This window comes from Paenarthrobacter ureafaciens (assembly GCF_004028095.1).
GTDB lineage: Bacteria > Actinomycetota > Actinomycetes > Actinomycetales > Micrococcaceae > Arthrobacter > Arthrobacter ureafaciens.
In genome coordinates, this window is record NZ_SBHM01000007.1 from 2,241,450 (window position 1) to 2,261,473 (window position 20,024).

Annotated in this window: 19 protein-coding genes and 1 riboswitch; of the genes, 17 read left to right on the plus strand and 2 right to left on the minus strand. The window is 62.3% G+C overall.

Annotated elements, in window-relative coordinates; genetic code table 11:
* The first annotated feature begins 42 nt into the window (after positions 1-42).
* The 7 genes from fliP to csrA are packed head-to-tail and all read left to right on the plus strand — an operon-like array spanning position 43 to position 6,171.
* Positions 43-801, plus strand: coding sequence for a flagellar type III secretion system pore protein FliP (fliP, locus tag AUR_RS14785; RefSeq protein WP_079941265.1), 759 nt, complete (start codon positions 43-45; stop codon positions 799-801).
* Positions 801-1,076, plus strand: a complete 276-nt coding sequence (fliQ, locus tag AUR_RS14790) for a flagellar biosynthesis protein FliQ (RefSeq protein WP_021473698.1) — start codon at positions 801-803, stop codon at positions 1,074-1,076. Before fliP ends, fliQ begins: the two co-directional genes overlap by 1 nt.
* Position 1,077: 1 nt before the next feature.
* A complete protein-coding gene (locus tag AUR_RS14795; protein ID WP_031216913.1) occupies positions 1,078-1,836 on the plus strand; it encodes a flagellar biosynthetic protein FliR in 759 nt (252 codons plus the stop codon).
* Positions 1,836-2,921 carry an EscU/YscU/HrcU family type III secretion system export apparatus switch protein gene (locus AUR_RS14800; RefSeq protein WP_062095371.1) on the plus strand — a complete coding sequence of 362 codons (1,086 nt, stop codon included), beginning with the start codon at positions 1,836-1,838 and terminating at the stop codon, positions 2,919-2,921. The genes AUR_RS14795 and AUR_RS14800 overlap by 1 nt, the downstream gene beginning before the upstream one ends.
* Positions 2,918-4,966, plus strand: a complete 2,049-nt coding sequence (locus AUR_RS14805) for a flagellar biosynthesis protein FlhA (protein ID WP_021473695.1) — start codon at positions 2,918-2,920, stop codon at positions 4,964-4,966. Before AUR_RS14800 ends, AUR_RS14805 begins: the two co-directional genes overlap by 4 nt.
* On the plus strand, positions 4,944-5,924 hold the full coding sequence (locus tag AUR_RS14810; RefSeq protein WP_062095375.1) for a hypothetical protein: 981 nt from the start codon (positions 4,944-4,946) through the stop codon (positions 5,922-5,924). The genes AUR_RS14805 and AUR_RS14810 overlap by 23 nt, the downstream gene beginning before the upstream one ends.
* Before the next feature lie 4 nt (positions 5,925-5,928).
* Entirely contained in the window at positions 5,929-6,171 is a 243-nt protein-coding gene (gene csrA, locus AUR_RS14815) for a carbon storage regulator CsrA (RefSeq protein WP_021473693.1), read from the plus strand.
* A gap of 50 nt (positions 6,172-6,221) precedes the next feature.
* Here csrA and AUR_RS14820 read toward each other — a convergent pair whose 3' ends face one another.
* Positions 6,222-6,719 (minus strand): flagellar protein FlgN, encoded by a 498-nt coding sequence (locus tag AUR_RS14820; RefSeq protein ID WP_128397198.1) that lies wholly within the window; start codon positions 6,717-6,719, stop codon positions 6,222-6,224.
* A gap of 224 nt (positions 6,720-6,943) precedes the next feature.
* Between AUR_RS14820 and AUR_RS14825 the strand changes: the two genes are divergently transcribed.
* Entirely contained in the window at positions 6,944-7,759 is an 816-nt protein-coding gene (locus AUR_RS14825; RefSeq protein ID WP_021473691.1) for a sigma-70 family RNA polymerase sigma factor, read from the plus strand.
* 11 nt (positions 7,760-7,770) lie between these two features.
* Here AUR_RS14825 and AUR_RS14830 read toward each other — a convergent pair whose 3' ends face one another.
* Positions 7,771-9,324, minus strand: coding sequence for an MFS transporter (locus tag AUR_RS14830; RefSeq protein ID WP_021473690.1), 1,554 nt, complete (start codon positions 9,322-9,324; stop codon positions 7,771-7,773).
* A 73-nt stretch (positions 9,325-9,397) separates the two neighbouring features.
* On the opposite strand from AUR_RS14830, the gene AUR_RS14835 reads away from it, so the two are divergent.
* The 9 genes from AUR_RS14835 to AUR_RS14870 all read left to right on the plus strand — a co-directional run bounded on the left by AUR_RS14835 (position 9,398) and on the right by AUR_RS14870 (position 20,019).
* Positions 9,398-9,937 (plus strand): TetR/AcrR family transcriptional regulator, encoded by a 540-nt coding sequence (locus AUR_RS14835; RefSeq protein WP_021473689.1) that lies wholly within the window; start codon positions 9,398-9,400, stop codon positions 9,935-9,937.
* 92 nt (positions 9,938-10,029) lie between these two features.
* Positions 10,030-10,128, plus strand: a riboswitch (glycine riboswitch).
* A gap of 177 nt (positions 10,129-10,305) precedes the next feature.
* On the plus strand, positions 10,306-13,152 hold the full coding sequence (gcvP, locus tag AUR_RS14840) for an aminomethyl-transferring glycine dehydrogenase (protein WP_128397199.1): 2,847 nt from the start codon (positions 10,306-10,308) through the stop codon (positions 13,150-13,152).
* Between the two features lie 13 nt (positions 13,153-13,165).
* The gene (gene gcvT, locus AUR_RS14845; protein WP_021473687.1) at positions 13,166-14,299 is read left to right on the plus strand and encodes a glycine cleavage system aminomethyltransferase GcvT; all 1,134 of its coding nucleotides are present in this window, start codon (positions 13,166-13,168) and stop codon (positions 14,297-14,299) included.
* A gap of 31 nt (positions 14,300-14,330) precedes the next feature.
* A complete protein-coding gene (gcvH, locus tag AUR_RS14850) occupies positions 14,331-14,717 on the plus strand; it encodes a glycine cleavage system protein GcvH (protein WP_021473686.1) in 387 nt (128 codons plus the stop codon).
* Between the two features lie 310 nt (positions 14,718-15,027).
* Entirely contained in the window at positions 15,028-16,440 is a 1,413-nt protein-coding gene (locus tag AUR_RS14855) for an L-serine ammonia-lyase (RefSeq protein ID WP_062095380.1), read from the plus strand.
* 38 nt (positions 16,441-16,478) lie between these two features.
* Positions 16,479-17,300, plus strand: a complete 822-nt coding sequence (locus tag AUR_RS14860) for a DNA/RNA non-specific endonuclease (RefSeq protein ID WP_062095382.1) — start codon at positions 16,479-16,481, stop codon at positions 17,298-17,300.
* Positions 17,301-17,574: 274 nt separating this feature from the next.
* Positions 17,575-17,967 carry a hypothetical protein gene (locus AUR_RS14865; RefSeq protein ID WP_128397200.1) on the plus strand — a complete coding sequence of 131 codons (393 nt, stop codon included), beginning with the start codon at positions 17,575-17,577 and terminating at the stop codon, positions 17,965-17,967.
* Positions 17,968-18,001: 34 nt separating this feature from the next.
* Positions 18,002-18,880, plus strand: coding sequence for a hypothetical protein (locus AUR_RS20325; RefSeq protein ID WP_062159995.1), 879 nt, complete (start codon positions 18,002-18,004; stop codon positions 18,878-18,880).
* Positions 18,881-18,999: 119 nt separating this feature from the next.
* Entirely contained in the window at positions 19,000-20,019 is a 1,020-nt protein-coding gene (locus AUR_RS14870; protein WP_164888688.1) for a peptidoglycan-binding protein, read from the plus strand.
* Positions 20,020-20,024: the final 5 nt, after the last annotated feature.

Genomic DNA, 20,024 nt, shown 5'->3' on the forward strand with positions numbered 1-20,024 from the left:
TGGTTCGTAGCGCTGTGGGCCCTTCTGCTCACGGCGGTCTTGATGTGGGCTGGAACCGCTGTTGGCCATGCCTCGCCGATCGATCCCACGCCGCCCACACCACCGACGCCTCCGGCAGCCCCGGGGTCCGGAGGCAATGTGAGCATCGACATCAATGGTTTGGACGGGACCCCGTCCACGGCTGTAGTGACCTTGATCGGGATCACGTTGCTGTCCGTGGCGCCTGCCTTGCTGCTCATGATGACCTCGTTCACAAAGATCTTCGTTGTGCTGGCGATGACCCGCAACGCCCTGTCCCTTCCGGCCATCCCGCCCAACCAAGTCCTCGCCGGCCTGGCACTCTTCCTGTCGTTGTTCGTGATGTGGCCTGTGGTGTCGGACATCAACACCGTGGCGGTGCAGCCCTACTTGAACGGCGGGCTCGACTTCAACGGCGCAATGTCCGCCGGCTGGACTCCGTTGCAGCACTTCATGCTCGCCCATACCCGTGAGGAAGATATCGCGCTCATGACGCGCGCGGCCGGAATGGATAACCCGGAGAACCCGGAATCCGTCCCTCTGCAGACTTTGGTGCCGGCCTTCATGGTTTCCGAACTCCGGGCGGCGTTCATCATTGGCTTCGTGATCTTCATACCGTTCCTGGTCATCGACCTCGTGGTGTCCGCCGCACTGATGTCCATGGGCATGATGATGCTCCCGCCGGTGATGATTTCCTTGCCGTTCAAGATCCTGCTGTTTGTCCTGGTTGATGGTTGGGGCCTGGTGATCACGTCCCTGATCCAGAGTTATTCGGGCGGCTGATGGATACCAACGCAGTCCTGGACATTTGCCTGCAGGCCATGATGGTCGCGGCCAAACTGGCAGCTCCCACCCTTCTCACTGCCTTGGTGGTTGGCCTGGGCATTTCCCTGTTGCAGTCCATCACGCAGCTTCAGGAGCCCACACTGAGCTTCGTCCCCAAGGCCGTTGCCGTAGCCATAGCGCTGGCGGTGTGCGGGCACTGGATGATCTCGGAAATGGTCACGTTCACCAATGAACTCTTCCTGCGCATCCCCGGATTGATCGGTGGCGCGTGAGGTGGACATTCCCATCGACCAGTCATGGATCCAGGTTCTCTTGTTGGCCTCGGTCCGCATGACGGCCTTCCTGGTGGTGGCACCACCCTTTGCGCATCATGCCATTCCGGCGAGGATCAAAGCCATGCTGGGTATCGGCCTTGGCCTGGCAGTGTCCCAGCGGCTGTCCGCGGACGCCGTGCCCAAGGACACCGCGGGATTCATCACCGGCGTCGTCCTGGAACTGGCAACGGGCCTGGTGCTGGGGTTCCTGGTGATGGCTGTGTTCGCGGCGATCCAGTCGGCCGGCAGCCTGATCGATCTCTTCAGCGGGTTCCAGATGGCGCAGGCCTTCGATCCCCAGATGATGGTCAACGGCGCCCAGTTCACGCGCTTGTTCCAGATGGCGGCACTCGCGCTGCTCTTCGCCTCGGACGGCTATCAGCTGGTGATCGGGGGCCTGACGGGCAGCTTCAGTGCCTTGCCCCTCGCCGGCGGCCTGGACCTCAGCAAACCCGTGGATGCCATGGTGGGCGCTGTCACCGGCATGTTCATCTCCGCGGTCCAAATAGCCGGTCCGCTGCTGGTGGTTTTGGTGCTGGCCGACGTCGGACTCGGTCTCCTCACGCGCGTGGCCCCGGCACTGAATGCATTTTCCCTGGGCTTCCCCCTCAAGATCTTCATCACTCTGGCTTTGGCAGGCTTCCTTTTCCTTGCCCTGCCTCGCCTGGTCGCTTCCCTGGCCGAGTTGGCCGCACGGACAGTCCTGGGGGTGGGCTAGTGGCGGACTCACAGGAAAAGACCGAACAAGCCACGGACAAACGTATGCGTGAGGTCCGTGAAAAGGGCCAGCTCTCCAGATCCCAGGACCTCATGGCCTGGCTGGCGGTGGGCGGTGCCGCCGCAATGCTTCCGGCCACCATCGACCATGCCTCCAACGCGGCCGTGGACCAACTCTTCACGGTCAAGGGCATCATCAACCATCCGGATCCCGCCAAAGCTGTGGCGGCCTTGGAGGACGGGCTCGCCTCTCTGGCGGGAATCCTGGGACCACTGTTCCTGGTGGTTACCGTGGTGGTGCTGGCAGGGTCTGCCTTGCAGGGCGGTATCCCCTTCAAGAAGTTCCGGCCCGAGTTCGAACACTTCAACCTGCTGGCCGGTTTCAAGAGGATGTTCGGTGCCCAGGCGCTGTGGGGCGGGGCCAAAGCGCTACTGAAGACCGCCGTCGTGGGTCTTGTCCTCTACACCGTGATCCAAGGCTTGATGCCCGTTCTCCTCACCGCCGGGGGCTTGCCTGTGGCCGGTGTGCTCGCGGCCGCCGCAGGGGGCGTCGGGACGCTCATCCAGTTCGCGGTCGCGGCCGGGCTCGTGTTGGCAGCCGCCGACATGTTCGTCGTGATGCGCCGCAACCGGAAGAAGACCCGGATGTCCAAAAAGGAAGTCCAGGACGAGAACAAGAACACCGACGGAGATCCGCTGGTCAAGTCACACCGGCGTTCGCGCCAGCTGAGCATGAGCCGGAACCGCATGATCGCCGCGATCGGGGATGCCGACGTCGTGTTGGTCAACCCGACGCACGTGGCAGTCGCGTTGAAGTACGACGCCGGCAAATCGGCACCTCGCGTCGTGGCGAAGGGGGCAGGGGTCATAGCGGCCCGCATCAGGGAGGAGGCCGAGGGCAAAGGGGTGCCCATGGTCCAGGACATTCGCTTGGCCCGTGCCTTGCATTCGGCGTGTGAGCTGGGGCAGGAGATCCCCGTGGAGCTGTACCGCTCGGTGGCCGCTGTCCTGGCTTTCGTCATGTCCCTCAAGACGCGCGGCGCTGCCCGTGGAATCCATCGCATGAAGGAAGGTTTGCTGGCATGAAGAACAGCAAGTTCGCCCGGCTGTCGGTCCCGGTGGGCATCGTGGGGATTGTCCTGCTTCTGGTGGTCCCGCTGCCTGCTCCGCTGCTCGACTTCCTGATTGTCTGCAACATCCTGCTGGCACTCCTGATCCTGCTCACCAGCATGTTCGTGAAGAAACCCCTGGACTTCTCCGTGTTCCCGTCGCTGCTGCTGGTGGCCACGCTGTTCCGGCTGGGACTCAATGTGGCGTCCACCCGGTTGGTGCTGGGACAAGGCTTTGCCGGGCAGGTGATCGAGGCGTTCGGCAAGGTCACGGTGGGCGGTTCCTTGATCATCGGTGCCGTGGTGTTCCTGATCCTGGTGGTCATCCAGTTCGTGGTGGTCACCAAGGGTGCCGAGCGCGTGGCCGAAGTGGGCGCACGCTTCACCCTCGACGCCATGCCGGGTAAGCAAATGGCCATCGACGCCGACCTCAATGCCGGACTCATCACGGACGCCGAAGCCCGGAAGCGCCGCGCCGAAGTCTCTGCCGAAGCCGACTTCTACGGCGCCATGGACGGTGCCTCAAAGTTCGTCAAAGGCGACGCGATCGCGGGCATCATCATTATCATCATCAACTTTGTGGGCGGCATCGCGATCGGCGTGCTGCAGCGCGGCATGGACGCCGTTGACGCCCTGAACACGTATGGCCTGCTGACCATGGGCGACGGCTTGGTCACCCAGATCCCGGCCCTCCTCATGGCCGTCTCCACAGGCATGATCGTCACCCGGTCCAATGCCGAGGAGGACATGGGCCGCACCGCATCCTCGCAGCTCATGCAGTCACCCAATGCGCTGTTGATCGCAGGCCTTGCAGCGGCAAGCATGGCGTTGATTCCAGGGATGCCTGTCCTGCCCTTCCTTGTGGTGGGTGCCTTGTTGGTGATCGCGTCGCGACGCGTGGCAGCGCAGCAAAAAGCTGCTGCCGCGGCGGAGGCAGCAGGCAACGCCGCGGTGGCCTCGGAGGAAGATCCAAACGAGCGGCTCATGGAAGACATGCGGGTCCACCCGGTGGAGATTCTGTTGGCTCCGGACCTGGTGGACATCGTTTCCGGAGCTTCCGACGACCTTCTTGCGAGGGTGAGGTCGCTTCGGCAAAAGATCGCCATGGAGCTGGGCTTGGTTGTCCCGCCCGTCCGCACCAGGGATGCCATGGATCTCCCGCCCTCCACCTATGCCATCCGCATCGCCGGTGTCGAGGCCGGAAGGGGAGTGGCGCCGTCGGGCAAGCTCCTGGCCCTGGGCGAGTTCCTGGACGCCCTCCCGGGTACGGCCACCGTGGAACCTGTCTTCGGTTTAAACGGCAAATGGGTGCCCACGGAAATGCGCCACAGCGCAGAAATGACAGGCGCCACGGTGATCGACAGGGTGTCTGTCCTGGTGACGCATTTGTCCTCGATCATCACCGCCAACGCAGCAAGGCTCCTCACTCGCGAAGACGTTCGCGTCCTCACCGAGGGGGTCCGCAAGCAGAGCCCTTCCGCAGTGGAGGAGCTTACTCCCGGGTTGCTGACGCTCGCAGAGATCCAACGCGTCCTTGAGGGCCTCCTCGAGGAGCAGGTCCCCATCAACGACCTCCCGCGCATCTACGAGGCACTGTCCTTGCGGGCGAAGGTATCTACGGACCCGGAAGCCCTTATTGAATCGGCGCGGCAAGCTCTGGGGCCTGTCCTGGCCGACAAGTATTTGGACGGCGACGTTCTTCCGGTGGTGATGATCGATCCCCTGCTGGAGCAGTCGATGCTTGAGGACATGCGCCCGGGCGAGGGCGGTACACAGATCGTGATGGGCCAAGCCAAGCTCGATTCTGTGCTCTCCTCACTTAAATCCGCGGTAGAGGGAGCCGCGGCCACGGGACGTCAAGCGGTCCTCGTTTGCGCCCCCGCCCTGCGACCCGCGATTCGACGGCTTGTGGCCGCTCCCGACGGCGGTGTCCCCGTCTTGTCGTACCGCGAAGTGACATCGGCCAACATACGCATAGAAACAGTGGGGGTGGTTCGCCATGCCGAAGCGCTACAAGCTTAGGGGAGCGTCCCTCGACGCTATCCGCGAGAAGGCGCTGACGCAGTATGGTCCGCAGGCCCGGATTGTGGCTGCCGAGAAGGTCATCAATCCAGGCATCGTGGGCCTGTTCGCAGCTGCCCGGTTTGAAGCGACGGTAGAGGTGGGCGAAGCGGCTGGCATTGCCCCAGCGGCCCTGGCATCCGGTCCTGCCGCTCCACGCGCCTCAACCGGAAAGACCGCCGCGAACCCGATTGCCGGCCACGATTTGCAGGGTCCTGCCATTGCCGCACTGCTGGAGCGGGCCGACGCAGCGGAGCGGGAGATGCACCGGCCCGATCCCGTTTCGACGGCCTCACCCGATTTCGCCGGGCTGCTGGAACACCTGGGCAAGGAACTTGAGGCGAGGCCGGCTCTGCACACGGTGCCTGAGCCGTCACTACCGCCGTCGGACGCTCCGAACGAAAAGGTTCCTGCGCCGCTGGAGGGTAACGGCAACGTGATCCTCCTTGTGGGCCTCGGTGACGACGCCTTGGGGCCGGCCCTGGAAATGTCGATCGCCGCCGGGGGCTCGGACGTCCGTACCGCCGGAGAGCTGACAGCGTTCGGCCACCTGCATGTCTCGGGCCGTCAAAGCGCGATGGCTGCGCGCGCCCAAGCAGTACTGACCGGCCAGAACGTGGTGGTCGCCTACGGGCTGGGTAAGGCATCAGACATTCCGGAGCAGGCGCACGCCATCGCCGGCCTGTCCGCCGACCAGGTATGGGTGGTGGCCGACGCACGCCGGAAAGCCGGGGACACGGCCGCGTGGGTGCGTGCCCTGCAAACACTGCTCTCAACGGAACCGGTTGGTGTCTCCGCACTGGCCGTCATCGGTGCATCGGAAACTGCCAGCCCGGAAACCGTGGACGGGCTGGGTATCCCGGTGGGCTGGGTGGATGGCAAACCGGCACGAAGGACCTCGCTCGGAAAGGTACATTGAAAGCATGCTGGTACTGACGCGCAAACCGGGCGAGAAGATCATGATTGGTGACGATATTGTCATTACCGTCATGGAGGGCCGCGGTGACGGGGTGCGGATCGGAATTGAAGCCCCGCGGGGTGTTTCCATCCAGCGCAGCGAAGTAGTTGAGGCGATCGCCGCCGCAAACCTCGCAGCCGCCCAAGCCGGCCCCGACGCCGAGGAACTCCTGGCGAACCTCCGCCCGCCGGCCCCCACCAACAACTGATCCTCTCTCACATCCCGTCGGGTTTTCTTCAGGTCCTCTTTCACATCCCGTCAGGTGGTGCCGAGGAAATCACGCAAAGAGGGGAGGGCGGCGCTGGTCACCGCCGCACGCGCACGTTGAACGTTGACGTCCAGGGTCATTATGGCGAGATCGTCCGGCTCAGCGTCCGCGGGTTCCGGTTCCTGCTCGAGCGCGGAGAGGTTATCAGCTGCCACGGCATCTATGGATTCCAAGAGAATAACCAATGCGCGGTGGTGTTCTTTCAATAGATCAGGCCAAATTCCGGCCGGCGCCATTCCTGCCAGTGAAGGCAACGAAGTCTGATCCGGCGCTTTCCATTCCGCGGCCAGGGCAGCCGCTTCCACGCCGCGGGCCAATGACTCGAAGCGTAGGCTTTCCACCACTTTTTCGAGCTCGGACGCGGTGTATTCGAGGCGGTGCCAGTTGCCTGCCCGCAGATGCAGGAGTTGCGTTTCGAGGAGGAAAAGCAAGAAATCGAGTTGCCTTCTCTCCCGCCACAACGTTGCCGATAGCTCGTCCGCCCCCACGGTTCCTCAATCCTTATTTGCCCGGCGGAAAGCAGGTTTCAGCAGGGTTTTGAATTTCTTGTGTCGAGCGTACACGTTTAGGGGTTTGCAGGTGGTATGTTCACTGAACACGTACCTGAGACAAAGTCCCACTACGGCGCTGTGATTGGTCTCCAAGCGCCGTCCGGAATGCGGATCAAGGGCATGGCAAACTCAATATTCCGGTCTCATGGGGGGACTATCTTTTGAATCGCGAACAGCGCAACGAGCTGGTGTTGCAACACCTCCCGCTCGTTGGTTACTTGGTCTCTGACCTTTGTGCGCGCGCATCTCATTTGTCGCGCGATGATTTTGCCTCGGTTGGTTCCCTCGCCCTCATCAGTTCGGCAGATTCCTTCGACCCGGACCTGGGTGTTCCTTTCGGGGCTTTCGCACGCCGTCGAATCATTGGGGCTTTCGCGGACGAAATGCGCGCGGGAGACTGGGCTACCCGTTCGGCCCGCAAGCGCATCAAGGAAACCCTCGCCGTCCAGGAAACCCTTACGGGTGTGCTGGGACGCGGTCCGAGCGTTGCCGAGATGGCCTCTGCCCTTGGCGTCGAGCGCAGCCACGTCGAGGCGGCCTTGGCCGATGCAGCCAGAACCCTGACGTCGCTGGATGAGGTCGTGGTGGATACCGTGGCATCGGTAGCTCCGTCACCGGAGAACTCCGTGCTCGCCGACGAGCGCATCAAGTACCTCCGGGCCGCCGTCGATGCCTTGCCTGAGAAGATGCGGTTCGTCATCAGGGAGATCTACTTGGCAGGCCGTTCGGTCAAAGACCTCGCAGAGGAACTGGGCTCCACCCACGCGGCAGTTTCGCAGCAGCGGGCCGAAGGCATCCGGCTTTTGCGCGACGGCCTGGCCGCCCACTATTCAGATAACCCGGACCGGGCATTTGAACCTGAGTCCCGGATCACCGCCCGGCGTCGGAACGATTACCTTTCCGCCCTCGCCACGGCCACTACCGGCGGAATCACCCGGAGCCTGGGATTGGGTTCAACCCTCAACCAAGCCGTCTAGAAAGCACCGGACTACTGCGCCTTCGGCACCCGGCGAAGAACGACGGCGGCAAGCACTGCCGCTCCGGCCATCAGTACCAGCCCGATCGCCGCGGTGACGTGCACTCCGGATTCGAAGGCCACCCCTGCGGCCGCAGTCAGTGCCTCGGACAAGGGCGCGGGCAGTGCGGCCGCCGCATCAACCGCTCCGGCCAAGGTTTCCCCTGACTGGCCCGCAGCGGCAGCGGATACGCCGTCCGGTATCACCAGGTTGTGCTGGTAGGACGCGGTCAGGATGGAGCCCAGGACGGCGGTGCCCAGGAGCGATCCCAGTTCGTAGCCTGTTTCCGAGATGGCGGATGCCGCGCCGGACTTGTCCGCCGGGACCGAGCCCAGGATGAGGTCGTTGGAGATGGTCTCCGCAGCACCCACACCAACTGCCAACACCGTCAGTGCTGAGAGCAGGAACACCGGGCCGCTTCCGTGATCGCCCACGACAACCGCCAGGTACCCCACTGCGTTGAGGACCAGGCCGCCCGCCACCACGAAGCCGGGGCGGATCCGCTTCACCAGCGGCACCACTACCAGCCCTGCCACGATGGTGGCCAAGAGGGCCGGGATCATGGCAATGCCGGCCTCCATGGGCGACTGGCCTTCGATGAGTTGCAGGTGCTGGGCGAAGAAGTAGATGAACCCGGTCATGGAGAACAGGGACAGCACGTTGGCGACGATGGCCGTGCTGAACACTTTGTTGCTGAAGAGGCGCACGTCCAGCATGGGGCTGGCCAACTGCTGCTGCCGCCGCACGAAGAGCACGCCCAGTACCGCGCCGAAGAGCATGAAGAAAGCCGCGGTTGGCCCGAAGCCGTGCACGGCGAATTCCTTGATGCCGTAGACGAACGGAGCCATGGTGAGGACGGACAGGACGATGCTTGGTACGTCCACCCGGCCAGGGTTGGCGTCCTTCGACTCCGGAATGAGGATCCTGCCGAACGCAAGCAGGGGCAGGAGCAGGAACGTTGCCACCAGGAAGACAGCTCCCCACCAGAAGTGCTCCACCAGCCAGCCCCCAAAGATGGGACCGAGGGCTGCGCCGCCCGAGAACCCGGCTGCCCAGACGGCGATGGCGAGGCGGCGCCGGTTCGGATCGGTGAAGATGTTCCTGATCAGGGACAGTGTTGAGGGCATCAGCATGGCGCCGAAGACTCCAAGGGCTGCGCGGCCGGCTATCAGCCATTCAGCCGAGGGCGCGAACGCCGTAGCAGCCGACACCGCAGCGAAGCCTGTGCTGCCGGCCAGAAGCAGCCGCCGTCGTCCTATCCTGTCGCCGAGGTTGCCCATGGATACCAGCAATGCAGCCAGGACCAGCGGGTACGCGTCAACGATCCACAGAAGCTGGATGCCCCCGACTTCCAATGAGCGGGCGATCTCCGGTAGAGCGAAGGTGAGGGCGGTGTTGTCCACGGCCACCAGGAGAACCGGAAACATGAGCAGGGCAAGGGCCGTCCAGTCGCGCCATGCTGCCGTCCTGCCGTGGAGGCGACGGGTGGAAGTGCGGGGAGCTTTGGTTGCGGACGACGAAAACATGAACATTACTGTACCGTCCAGACGGTATAGTTTCAAAAGAGCTCAACACGCCTGTTTAGGGAATGATGGACACATGCCGCGAAAACCAGTTGCCAAGGATGCCGTCCTGGATGCCTTCGAGGCGCTCCTGATCGAGGTGGGGGAGCGGGCAGCAACGCTCGACGCCGTCGCGAAGCGCGCCGGAGTCTCCAAGGGAGGGCTCCTCTATCACTTCCCCAACAAGGAGGCCCTCATCAGCGCTTTGCTGGAACGCCTGGACCGCTTGGCGGAGGAAGACACCGAACAAATGATCGCGGCCCCGGACGGCGCAGCTGCGTACTTCATCCGGTCTTCAGTGTGGGCCGGTACGCCCATGGACCGGGCTTTTGTGGCGACCACCCGCTTGGCAGAGGTAGCCCACGAGGAGACGCGGAGGAGGTTTGCCGCCATCCAACAACGCTGGCTCGACGTGCTCGCCGAGGACGTTGGGCCGGAAGTCGCCAAAGCCGTCAGCTACATGGGTGACGGACTCTATTTCAACGCCATGTTCGAAGGCGGGCAGGCGGGCGGCAGCGCCGGGCGGGAGGCCGACGTCGGGATCCTGCTCGAGGTTCTGGAGCGACTGCGGAAGTAGCGCTCCGCCTATTTGCCGCGACGCCGGGCACGTAGGACAATTAACAATTGTGGTGCGCCTTGCAGCGGGCCGCGAACAACTGCATAAGCCTATGATCTGCGGCGGGAGAGTCCTGCAAAGCACGTGACGCAGGCGCCGTAGGAGCAAATCCTCCCCAGGAATCTCTCAGGCCCACGCACCGCCGCGGCTAGGCAACTCTGGAAAGCAGCAGGCAATCCGCCGTCAGTGGTGACGATTGTTGTGTTCACCGACGGTGCAAGCGGCGTTGCGCAGGCAACCCGCGGAAACTCTCAGGTCCAATACAGAGCGGGGAGGAACCCGAGCCACTGCGGCGTACCCAAGCGCCGCCCAACTAATGGAGTTCCTTCGTGACGGTTAGTTCAGCCTCCACCACCTTCGTCGATCGGCACATCGGTGCCCGCCGCCAGGCCGACATCGGCACCATGCTCAAGTCAGTCGGTTACGACTCCGTGGATTCCCTCGTGGACACCGCGGTTCCCAACGACATCCGCCAGGACGTTGCCCTGACGCTGCAGAACGCGCTGAGCGAGGTGGAGGTCCTTGCTGAACTCCGCAAGCTTGCTTCCAAGAACAAGACTGCTGTCCAGATGATCGGCCAGGGCTACTACGACACCATCACGCCGCCGGTTATCCGCCGCAACATTCTCGAGTCGCCGGCCTGGTACACCGCCTACACTCCGTACCAGCCGGAAATTTCCCAGGGCCGCCTCGAAGCGCTGCTGAACTTCCAGACCATGGTGCAGGACCTCGTTGGCCTTCCGATCGCCAATGCTTCGCTCCTTGACGAAGCCACCGCAGTCGCTGAAGCCGTGCTGATGATGCGCCGTGCCAACAAGAACAAAGCCGTCCAGGATGGCAAGACCGTCCTCGACGCAGACTGCCTGCCGCAGACCATCGCGATCGTGAAGGGCCGCGCTGAGGCGCTCGGCTTCGAGGTGGAGGTTGCGGACCTCTCCGCGGGACTGCCCGACGGCGACATCAACGGCGTCGTCCTCCAGCAGCCCGGCGTCTCCGGCCGTGTCTTCGACCACTCCGCCGTCATCGCCGAGGCGAAAGAGCGGGGCGCGCTGGTGACGGTTGCTGCCGACCTTCTTTCCCTCACGCTCATCACGCCCCCGGGTGAACAGGGTGCGGACATCGCCGTCGGCTCCGCCCAGCGACTGGGTGTTCCGCTGTTCTTCGGCGGCCCGCACGCCGCTTACATGGCAGTCCAGAAGGGGCTGGAGCGTTCCATGCCCGGCCGTCTGGTGGGCGTTTCCAAGGACGACGCCGGCGTCCCCGCCTACCGCTTGGCGCTGCAGACCCGCGAGCAGCACATCCGCCGCGAAAAGGCCACGTCCAACATCTGCACGGCGCAGGCTCTCCTGGCCATCGTCGCCTCGATGTATGCCGTTTACCACGGCCCCGAAGGCTTGAAGGCCATTGCCGAGACCGCCCACCACCACGCGCGCACCCTTGCGGCCTCACTGAAGGCTGCCGGCGTCGAGGTCCTGCACGGGTCCTTCTTCGACACCATCACGGTTCGCGTTCCGGGCCGCGGCGCCGAGCTCGTCGCTGCTGCCGAAGAGCGTGGCATCAACCTGCGTGGAATCGACGGGGACACCGTGGGTATCTCCGTGGATGAGACAACAACAACTGACATCGTCGGCAGTGTCCTTGAAGTTTTCGGTGCCTCCGTGGTTGAGTCCGCAGAGGGCTTTGCGCTGGAGGCTTCCGTTGAGCGCTCCAGTGAGTACCTGCAGCACCCCGTGTTCAACACCCATCGCTCCGAAACGCAGCTCCTGCGCTACATCCGCAAGCTCTCCGATCGCGACCTCGCGCTGGACCGGACCATGATTCCGCTGGGTTCGTGCACCATGAAGCTGAACGCCACGGCGGAGATGGAAGCCATTTCCTGGCCCGAGTTCGCCTCCATCCACCCCTTCGCTCCTGATTCCCAGACCGAGGGCTGGCGTGAACTCATCGCCGACCTCGAAGCCCAGCTGACCGAGATCACGGGCTACGACCAGGTCTCCATCCAGCCGAACGCCGGGTCCCAGGGCGAGCTTGCCGGCCTGCTGGCGATCCGCGGCTACCACCACTCCCGCGGAGACCAGCAGCGGAACGTCTGCCTCATCCCCGCCTCGGCACACGGCACCAACGCAGCTTCCGCCGTGCTCGCCGGCATGAAGGTCGTTGTTGTAGCCACTGCAGCTGACGGAACCATCGACCACGAGGATCTCAAGGCCAAGATCGAGGCCAACCGCGAAGTTCTCTCGGCCATCATGATCACGTACCCCTCTACCCACGGTGTCTACGACGCCGACGTGCGGGAAGTCTGCGACGCTGTCCACGAAGCCGGTGGCCAGGTCTACATCGACGGTGCAAACCTCAATGCACTGGTCGGTTTGGCGCAGCCGGGCAAGTTCGGCGGCGACGTGTCCCACCTGAACCTGCACAAGACCTTCTGCATCCCGCACGGCGGTGGCGGACCCGGCGTCGGCCCCGTTGCCGCGAAGGCCCACCTGGCCCCGTTCATGCCCGGCAACGCCGCATCATGGACCGAAGGCAATGACGTTCCGATTTCGGCATCGCGCTTTGGTTCGGCCGGCGTGCTCCCCATCTCCTGGGCTTACGTGAAGCTCATGGGCGGGCAGGGCCTTACCGAAGCAACCAAGTCCGCACTGCTGGCTGCCAACTACATCGCAGCCCGCCTCAACGACTACTTCCCGGTGCTCTACACAGGCGAAGCAGGCTTGGTCGCCCACGAGTGCATCCTGGACCTCCGCGAGCTGACGGCCAAGACCGGGGTTACGGCCGAGGACGTGGCCAAGCGCCTCATCGACTTCGGCTTCCACGCACCCACCCTGGCGTTCCCGGTGGCCGGCACCCTCATGGTTGAGCCCACCGAATCCGAGGACCTCGTGGAGATCGACCGCTTCATCGAAGCCATGATCACCATCCGCAAGGAAATCGATCAGGTAGCACATGGCGACTTCTCCGTGCAGGATTCCCCGCTTCGCCGGGCACCCCACACGGCAGCCGCCGTCGTAAGCTCCGATTGGGACCGCGCCTACCCGCGTGAGCAGGCCGCCTTCCCCGTCCACCACTTGAAGCAGGACAAGTACTTCCCGCCGGTGGGCCGCATCGATGGCGCAGCAGGCGACCGCAACCTCGTTTGTTCATGCCCTCCGATCGAAGACTTCGAGAACTAAGGGGATCCGGAAAATGACTGAGAAGCACACGGCCCTCTACGAGGAGCACAAGAAGCTCGGCGCCTCCTTCACCGATTTCGGTGGCTGGCAGATGCCGCTCAAATACACTTCCGAGCTCGCCGAACACCACGCCGTCCGGAAGTCCGCCGGCCTGTTCGACCTCTCCCACATGGGCGAAGTCTGGGTCACCGGGCCGCAGGCAGCAGAGTTCCTGGACTACGCGCTGGTAGGCAAGATCTCCGCCATGGCCGAGGGCAAAGCCAAGTACTCGCTGATCTGCCAGGAAGATGGCGGCATCATCGATGACCTGATCGTCTACCGTCGCGGCGCCGACAAGTTCCTGGTGGTTCCGAACGCAGGCAATGCCTTCGTGGTCGCTGCTGAGCTGCTGCAGCGCGCCGCGGGCTATGACGTGCTTGTTGAGGATGCTTCATCGTCGACGTCGTTGATCGCCGTTCAGGGGCCGCTTGCGGAAGCGATCCTGCTGCGTTTGGTCCCGGCCGGACAGCACTCGCTGGTCACGGACCTGAAGTACTACGCGGCAGTCGAGGTGACCTTCCTGGTGGCCGGGAGTGGGCAGGATCTTCTCCTGGCACGCACCGGTTACACCGGCGAGGACGGGTTCGAGATCTTCGTGCCCAACGAATCCGCCGCCGCGCTGTGGCAGGCCATCTCCGCCGTCGCCGAGGAAGGCGAGCTCGTTCCGGCCGGTCTGGCCTCCCGCGACTCCCTGCGTCTCGAAGCCGGCATGCCCCTCTACGGCAATGAGCTGTCCCGTGAAGGCAATCCCTTCGCGGCCGGGCTCGGCCCTGTAGTGGCCTTGTCCAAGGAAGGCGACTTTGTTGGCAAGGAAGCCTTGGCAGCTTTGAAGGCCGACGGCGCAGGTGTCTCCACTGGTCGCAAGCTTGTGGGCCTCAAGGGCCTCGGGCGCCGCGCCGGACGTTCGCACTACCCGGTCTTGAAGGACGGCGCCGTTGTTGGCGAAGTGACCTCCGGCCAGCCCAGCCCAACGCTCGGGTACCCGGTAGTGATGGCCTACGTTGACGTTGCTTATGCTGAACCTGGCACCACTCTTGACGTCGATCTGCGCGGCAAGGCAGAGCCGTTCGAGGTCGTGGCCCTGCCGTTCTACAAACGGTCCCGCTAAGTTTTTGATCACCCACAGTTAGGAAAACAGAATGCCCAAAGTAGCGCCTGAACTTCAGTACTCCGACGAGCACGAGTGGGTTTTGCGTGGGGAGGGAAACTCGGTATCCGTCGGTATCTCCGAGGTAGCCACCGACGCACTGGGGGACATCGTCTACGTGGACCTGCCCGAGGTCGGTTCCACCGTGACCGCAGGCGAAACCTGTGGAGAGGTCGAGTCCACCAAGTCCGTCTCAGACCTCTACTCACCCGTTACCGGCGAGGTCACCGAGATCAACGACGCCGTTGTGTCCGACCCCGCACTCATCAACAACGACCCCTACGGTGAGGGCTGGTTGTTCAAGGTCGCTGCTGAATCCGATGGCCCGCTGCTCTCCGCCCAGGAATACGCCTCCAAGAACGGCGGCGACCTGGGCTAGTCCGATCGGTCCGCGTGCCCGACGGGTCCGGCGTGCCCGGCGGGTTCGGCATGCCATCCTCCGATTCGTGGTTTAGCTGCGGAGTGTGCCGTGCGCGCGGCACACTCCGCAGCGATGCCCCGTTTTGGCCAAGTGCGCTTTGGCGTAGCGTTGACTTGTAGTAACTGAATAAATTTGCGACGCCGGGTTGCCGCCTGAGGGGGCCGCCCGGCGTCGTATTTCGGTCGCCTTTTTGCCACGAGCGGGAGGGGGCCATCCGGCAGGACCATCTGCCGGACCGTTTCATGCTGTATACAAAGGGATCCCGGTTATGGCTGTTGGTGTTTTCGATTTGTTCTCCGTGGGTATTGGTCCGTCGAGTTCGCATACGGTGGGTCCGATGCGGGCGGGGGCGGTGTTTGCGCGGGAGCTTCGTGAATCCGGTGTGCTGTCTTCGGTGGCGGGGTTGAGGGTGGATTTGTATGGTTCTTTGGCTGCGACGGGTAAGGGTCATGGCACCTTTACGGCTACGTTGCTGGGTTTGGAGGGGTTTGAGCCGGAGTTGATCCTGCCCGGTGAGGTGGAGGAGCGTCTTGCTGCGATCGCGGAGACGGGCATGCTGAACCTGGCCGGGGCTTCGGGTGAGGGTGTGCTGTTGCCGTATGCGGTGGGGGATATGGTGTTGCATCCGTTGACGGTGTTGCCGCGGCATACGAACGGGATGAAGTTCGCTGTTACCGATGCCGGGGGGAACGTGCTGAGGGAGGCGACGTTTTTCTCGGTGGGTGGCGGGTTCATTGTTCGTGAGGGCGAGGAGGACGCGGCGCGGGCTGAGTTGGAGGAGTCCAAGGCGGAGTTGCCGTTGCCGTTCCGGACCGCTGCGGAGTTGCTGGGCCGGTGCTCGTCCAAGGGTCTGGGGATCAGCGACATCATGCTGGTCAATGAGCGGGCGTCCCGGTCCGAGGAGGAGATCCGGGAGGGTTTGCTGCATATCTGGTCGGTGATGGAGGCCTGTGTTGAAACGTCGCTCAAGCGCGAGGGTGTGCTGCCCGGGGGACTGAGGGTCCGCCGTCGTGCTCCTGATTGGTTGGAGCGGTTGTTGAAGGAGGACAAGGACCGGAACGATCCGAAGTACTGGCAGGAGTGGGTGAACCTGATCGCGTTGGCGGTCAATGAGGAGAACGCTTCCGGTGGGCGGGTGGTCACTGCTCCGACCAATGGTGCGGCCGGGATCATTCCTGCGGTGTTGTATTACGCGTTGCATTATGCCCCGGGGATGGATCAGGCCACGCAGGCGGACCGGGATGATGTGGTGGTGCGGTTCTTGCTCGCTGCCGGTGCGGTGGGTGTGTTGTATAAGGAGCAGGCCTCGATTTCCGGTGCGGAGGTTGGGTGTCAGGGTGAGGTGGGTTCGGCGTCGTCGATGGCTGCTGCGGGGTTGGCTGAGGTGATGGGTGGTTCCCCGGCTCAGGTGGAGAACGCTGCGGAGATCGCGATGGAGCATAATCTGGGGTTGACGTGTGATCCGATTGGTGGGTTGGTGCAGATTCCGTGTATTGAGCGGAACGCGATCGCGGCGGCGAAGGCGATCAATGCCGCGAAGATGGCGTTGTGGGGTGATGGCACGCACCGGGTTTCCCTTGATGAAGTCATCGTGACCATGCGTGAGACGGGTAAGGACATGTCCCACAAATACAAAGAAACCGCGATGGGCGGCCTCGCCGTCAACGTCGTCGAATGCTGAGTCTGTTCCCTGTCAGTCCCTAGTGCCATGCTGTATGCATGAGCGGGGGATATGACCGGGATTTCTTGCGGGCACGCCTTGAGCTGCCCAGTCCGTCGGCGACGACGATTCTGCTGGACTACACCCATTTCTCAGTGCGTTTCCGGGCTGCGCGGAAGCTCGCAGCGATCGTTGGCGTTAATATCAGCGGCGGTGAACTGAATCCTTTGGCCCGCGAGGGAACCTGGCACTTTGACGACCGGATTCCCCGCGAGCAACAGGCCGGCCCGGACGTTTACAAGAACAACGCGTTCGACCGTGGGCACTTGGTCCGGCGGCTCGACCCCGTATGGGGCGATGCTGCCACAGCCAAGAAAGCCAACCAGGACACTTTCGCCTTCACGAACGCCGCACCCCAAGTGGACGACTTCAACCAAGGCAAGGAGCTGTGGGTTGGCTTGGAGGATCACGTCCTCAAGCATGCGGACGCCTTTGACGCGAAGCTGAGCGTCTTCACCGGGCCGGTTTTCGCTGACGACGACTCTGAGTACCGGGGAGTCAGGATTCCCAAGAAATTCTGGAAGATCGCGGCCTGGACCAATGATGGAACCCTCGGTGCTGCAGGCTTCGTGCTGGATCAGTCTCCATTGCTGGGGAAGGTGGAACTGAAGAAGGCGATCACTGAGCGGCTCCTGGAAGGTGAACCGCCACCCCTGGGCCCTTTCCGCACCTTCCAGGTTCCCATCGGGGAGATTGCGGAGCTGACCGGGCTGAGCCTAAGCCGGCTTACCAACGCCGACCGCTTGACCAGCGGGACGCGTGAACTGGGGAAGGCGCCGAAGGCCATCCAGCTGGAGAGCATGGAGCAGGTCCGGCTCTAATTGCAGCCTGCGAGCTCTCGGCCTGTAAATGATTGAAGACACAGCTCCCCTAGGTATGTGTAGGGATCGTTCAAATCGTGACGCGCTGGTGAGAATATTACATTCTGACGATCCATATTTCTCCGAAATATTCTTTAATTCGCTGTTCTGTTGATTCGCCTCATGCTGCGTTGGTATTTTCATGCCCACGGGGGGACAACTACTGACGTTGGAGTACTAGACGTTTTCAATGCCTGTTACCACCCGACTCCACTCCTACTGAGAGAACGGTGAAATGAAGAAATTCCTAAGCATCAGTGCGGCCAGCGTTGTCGCAATACCGATCATGATTGGCGCCAATGCTGGGGCGGCCCATGCAGGAGCAGAGCAAACATGTGGAAATGGGCAGGTCTGCTTGTTCCAAAGCTCCATGTGGAACGGGACCAAGTATTCGAACAACTACGCGACGACCTGGGTTGGTAGCGGGGCAAATGATCCAACATCAAACATTGTTGGGTACACAACCAATCCGTCCTACCGATACGTGACATTCTTCGAACACCTAAACTTCGGTGGGAATTCCTTCTACATGAAGGAAGGGCAGGCAATCAGTTATCTTGCGGATATCGCTTATCCAGGCGGGGGGAATTGGGATAATCGAATTTCCAGTCACGATGAATCGTACTGATCCAGCGAATCTCCTAAATTAAAAGAGTCGAAAGGTGACCATGACCCGGCGTCGGCTTATGCCAGCAGTGCTGCTCTTCGTGCTTGCAGGATGCAGCGTGAACCAAACCGGACCACAGTCCGACGCCGGGCCCTTGCCCTCCATCGACCGTTCAGCTTATTCGGGAGTGCACGCACAACTGGACCACGCTACTGCCGAGATCCGGATGCCAATGGATTCATATGAGGCAAACGCGGATGAGTCCATGATCATCACAGCAGCGAATATGTACATTATCGAGGGCTGCATGAAGAAGGCCGGAATTACGATGCCAGAGAAACATGGCGATCTTGACGTGAAAGCGGATCAATCTTACGGCGTCTGGGTTCCGAAGCATGCGGCCAAGTACGGATATGTGAGACCAACCGTCCGGACCATTCCTGGAATCTACGATTCGGGAACCCGGGATTCTCCGCAAGCTGCCGTGAAGAAGTATTTTGAGTGTGACAACTCGACGGCGGGTGACCAAATTCCTGCATTTCGAAGTAGGGTAGCGGGCCAGGATTCACTGCTCACAACCATCGTCAATGGCTCCAACGCCTTGGCCGAACGTGATCCCATGTGGAAGAGCATCCGTGAGGCGTGGATTAAGTGCCTTGGGGATTCAGGCATCACCATGCGTCAGGACTCACCCGACGCCTGGGTTCCGTCTTACCCGGCCGACAGGCAGGGTGAGATACGGACTGCGCTCCAGGACACGGAATGCAAGAGCAAAACAAACATGATGCAGGGCTTGATGGACATTCGTGCCCAATACCAGGCCGCCCTTATAGAGACTCATCAAGGGGCATTGAACACACTGGCAGACGAAAAGTCCGCTGCATTGGCCAAAGCGAAGGATATTCTTCGACAACACGGACATGGCGGGCTTTAATGGGTGCCAGTGAACCTACAGTAGTGAAGCTTCCGCGGGTTCCACGAATCAGACGTGCTGTAGTTTTTCTATGCGTTGTTCTCGCGTGCACAGCCGGTTCGTTCTTTCTCGGAAGTAAAATGCGAACACCGCTAACTTCAGCAATCGATTCCATAGATAAAAAAGTTGAAGTGAGCGCTGCTGTAGAAAGGAAGTCACTGGCCGCTTCCATCGTCGTTTCTGCAACGATGACCGCCGGACCCTCCGTGTCGTTGCGTGCATCTATCCCCAAGGGAGCCGACCGGGCGGTCGTGACGGCCGTGTATGTCGACACGGGCGCAACGGTCGCCCCGGGGTCGCTTATCGCGGCCGTCTCAGGACGTCCCGTTATTGTCATGTCTACCGACGTACCTCTCTACCGGGACCTACTTGAGGGCAACCGGGGCCCGGATGTACTGGGGTTGCAGAAATGGCTTCAGGGCATGGGGTACTGGCCGGATGCCACGGGGATTTTTGATCAACGGACGGAGAACGCCGTCAAGAACTTCTACCGCGACCTCCAATTGACGGCCCCGACATCTGAAGACAAGAAGGTTGTTTTTCGCTGGCGGGAGTTCGTGCAGATCCCGGGGAATACGGGAACGATCATGACCTTGGTACGACCCGGCGATGTATTAGCGGAAGATTTGAGCTTGGGGATCGTCCAGACGGCCCCTGACATGGTGGTTGGGCGTGCCACCATAGACCAGGCCGATGCGCTCGTTGTGGGCAAGCAGGTCGATCTCGAAGCTGAAGGGTACTTGGCAAAGGGAACAATCCAAAGCATTGGTTCTTTTAGCGAAGGAGACCCCGAGAAGGGTGTCGTTCCGGGCATGGACGTCGTGTCCACTGTTCCCGTGGAGGGAACGCCACCAAAGCCAGGGCAGTCGGTTTCAATCAAGGTCCACGAAGCGGCCATTGAATCTTTGGCCGTCCCTTTGACCGCTGTCAAGCAGGATGACCGGGGCCCCTACGTGATCTTGTCAGGGGCGCAGGGGCAGGGACAAAGCAGCCCAACGCCCGAACGGGTGGACATTACAGTAACCGAGCAGCGCGACGGATGGGTTGCTATCGAGGAGACTTCGCTACTACAACCCGGAACATTGGTGATCGTCTCGTGACGGGC

Coding starts and splice junctions, on each gene's coding strand:
- fliP (WP_079941265.1), top strand. CDS start 43: ATGTGGGCTGGAACCGCTGTTGGCCATGCCTCGCCGATCGATCCCACG.
- fliQ (WP_021473698.1), top strand. CDS start 801: ATGGATACCAACGCAGTCCTGGACATTTGCCTGCAGGCCATGATGGTC.
- AUR_RS14805 (WP_021473695.1), top strand. CDS start 2,918: ATGAAGAACAGCAAGTTCGCCCGGCTGTCGGTCCCGGTGGGCATCGTG.
- AUR_RS14810 (WP_062095375.1), top strand. CDS start 4,944: ATGCCGAAGCGCTACAAGCTTAGGGGAGCGTCCCTCGACGCTATCCGC.
- csrA (WP_021473693.1), top strand. CDS start 5,929: ATGCTGGTACTGACGCGCAAACCGGGCGAGAAGATCATGATTGGTGAC.
- AUR_RS14830 (WP_021473690.1), bottom strand. CDS start 9,324: ATGTTTTCGTCGTCCGCAACCAAAGCTCCCCGCACTTCCACCCGTCGC.
- AUR_RS14835 (WP_021473689.1), top strand. CDS start 9,398: ATGCCGCGAAAACCAGTTGCCAAGGATGCCGTCCTGGATGCCTTCGAG.
- gcvT (WP_021473687.1), top strand. CDS start 13,166: ATGACTGAGAAGCACACGGCCCTCTACGAGGAGCACAAGAAGCTCGGC.
- gcvH (WP_021473686.1), top strand. CDS start 14,331: ATGCCCAAAGTAGCGCCTGAACTTCAGTACTCCGACGAGCACGAGTGG.
- AUR_RS14855 (WP_062095380.1), top strand. CDS start 15,028: ATGGCTGTTGGTGTTTTCGATTTGTTCTCCGTGGGTATTGGTCCGTCG.
- AUR_RS14860 (WP_062095382.1), top strand. CDS start 16,479: ATGAGCGGGGGATATGACCGGGATTTCTTGCGGGCACGCCTTGAGCTG.
- AUR_RS14865 (WP_128397200.1), top strand. CDS start 17,575: ATGAAGAAATTCCTAAGCATCAGTGCGGCCAGCGTTGTCGCAATACCG.
- AUR_RS14870 (WP_164888688.1), top strand. CDS start 19,000: ATGCGAACACCGCTAACTTCAGCAATCGATTCCATAGATAAAAAAGTT.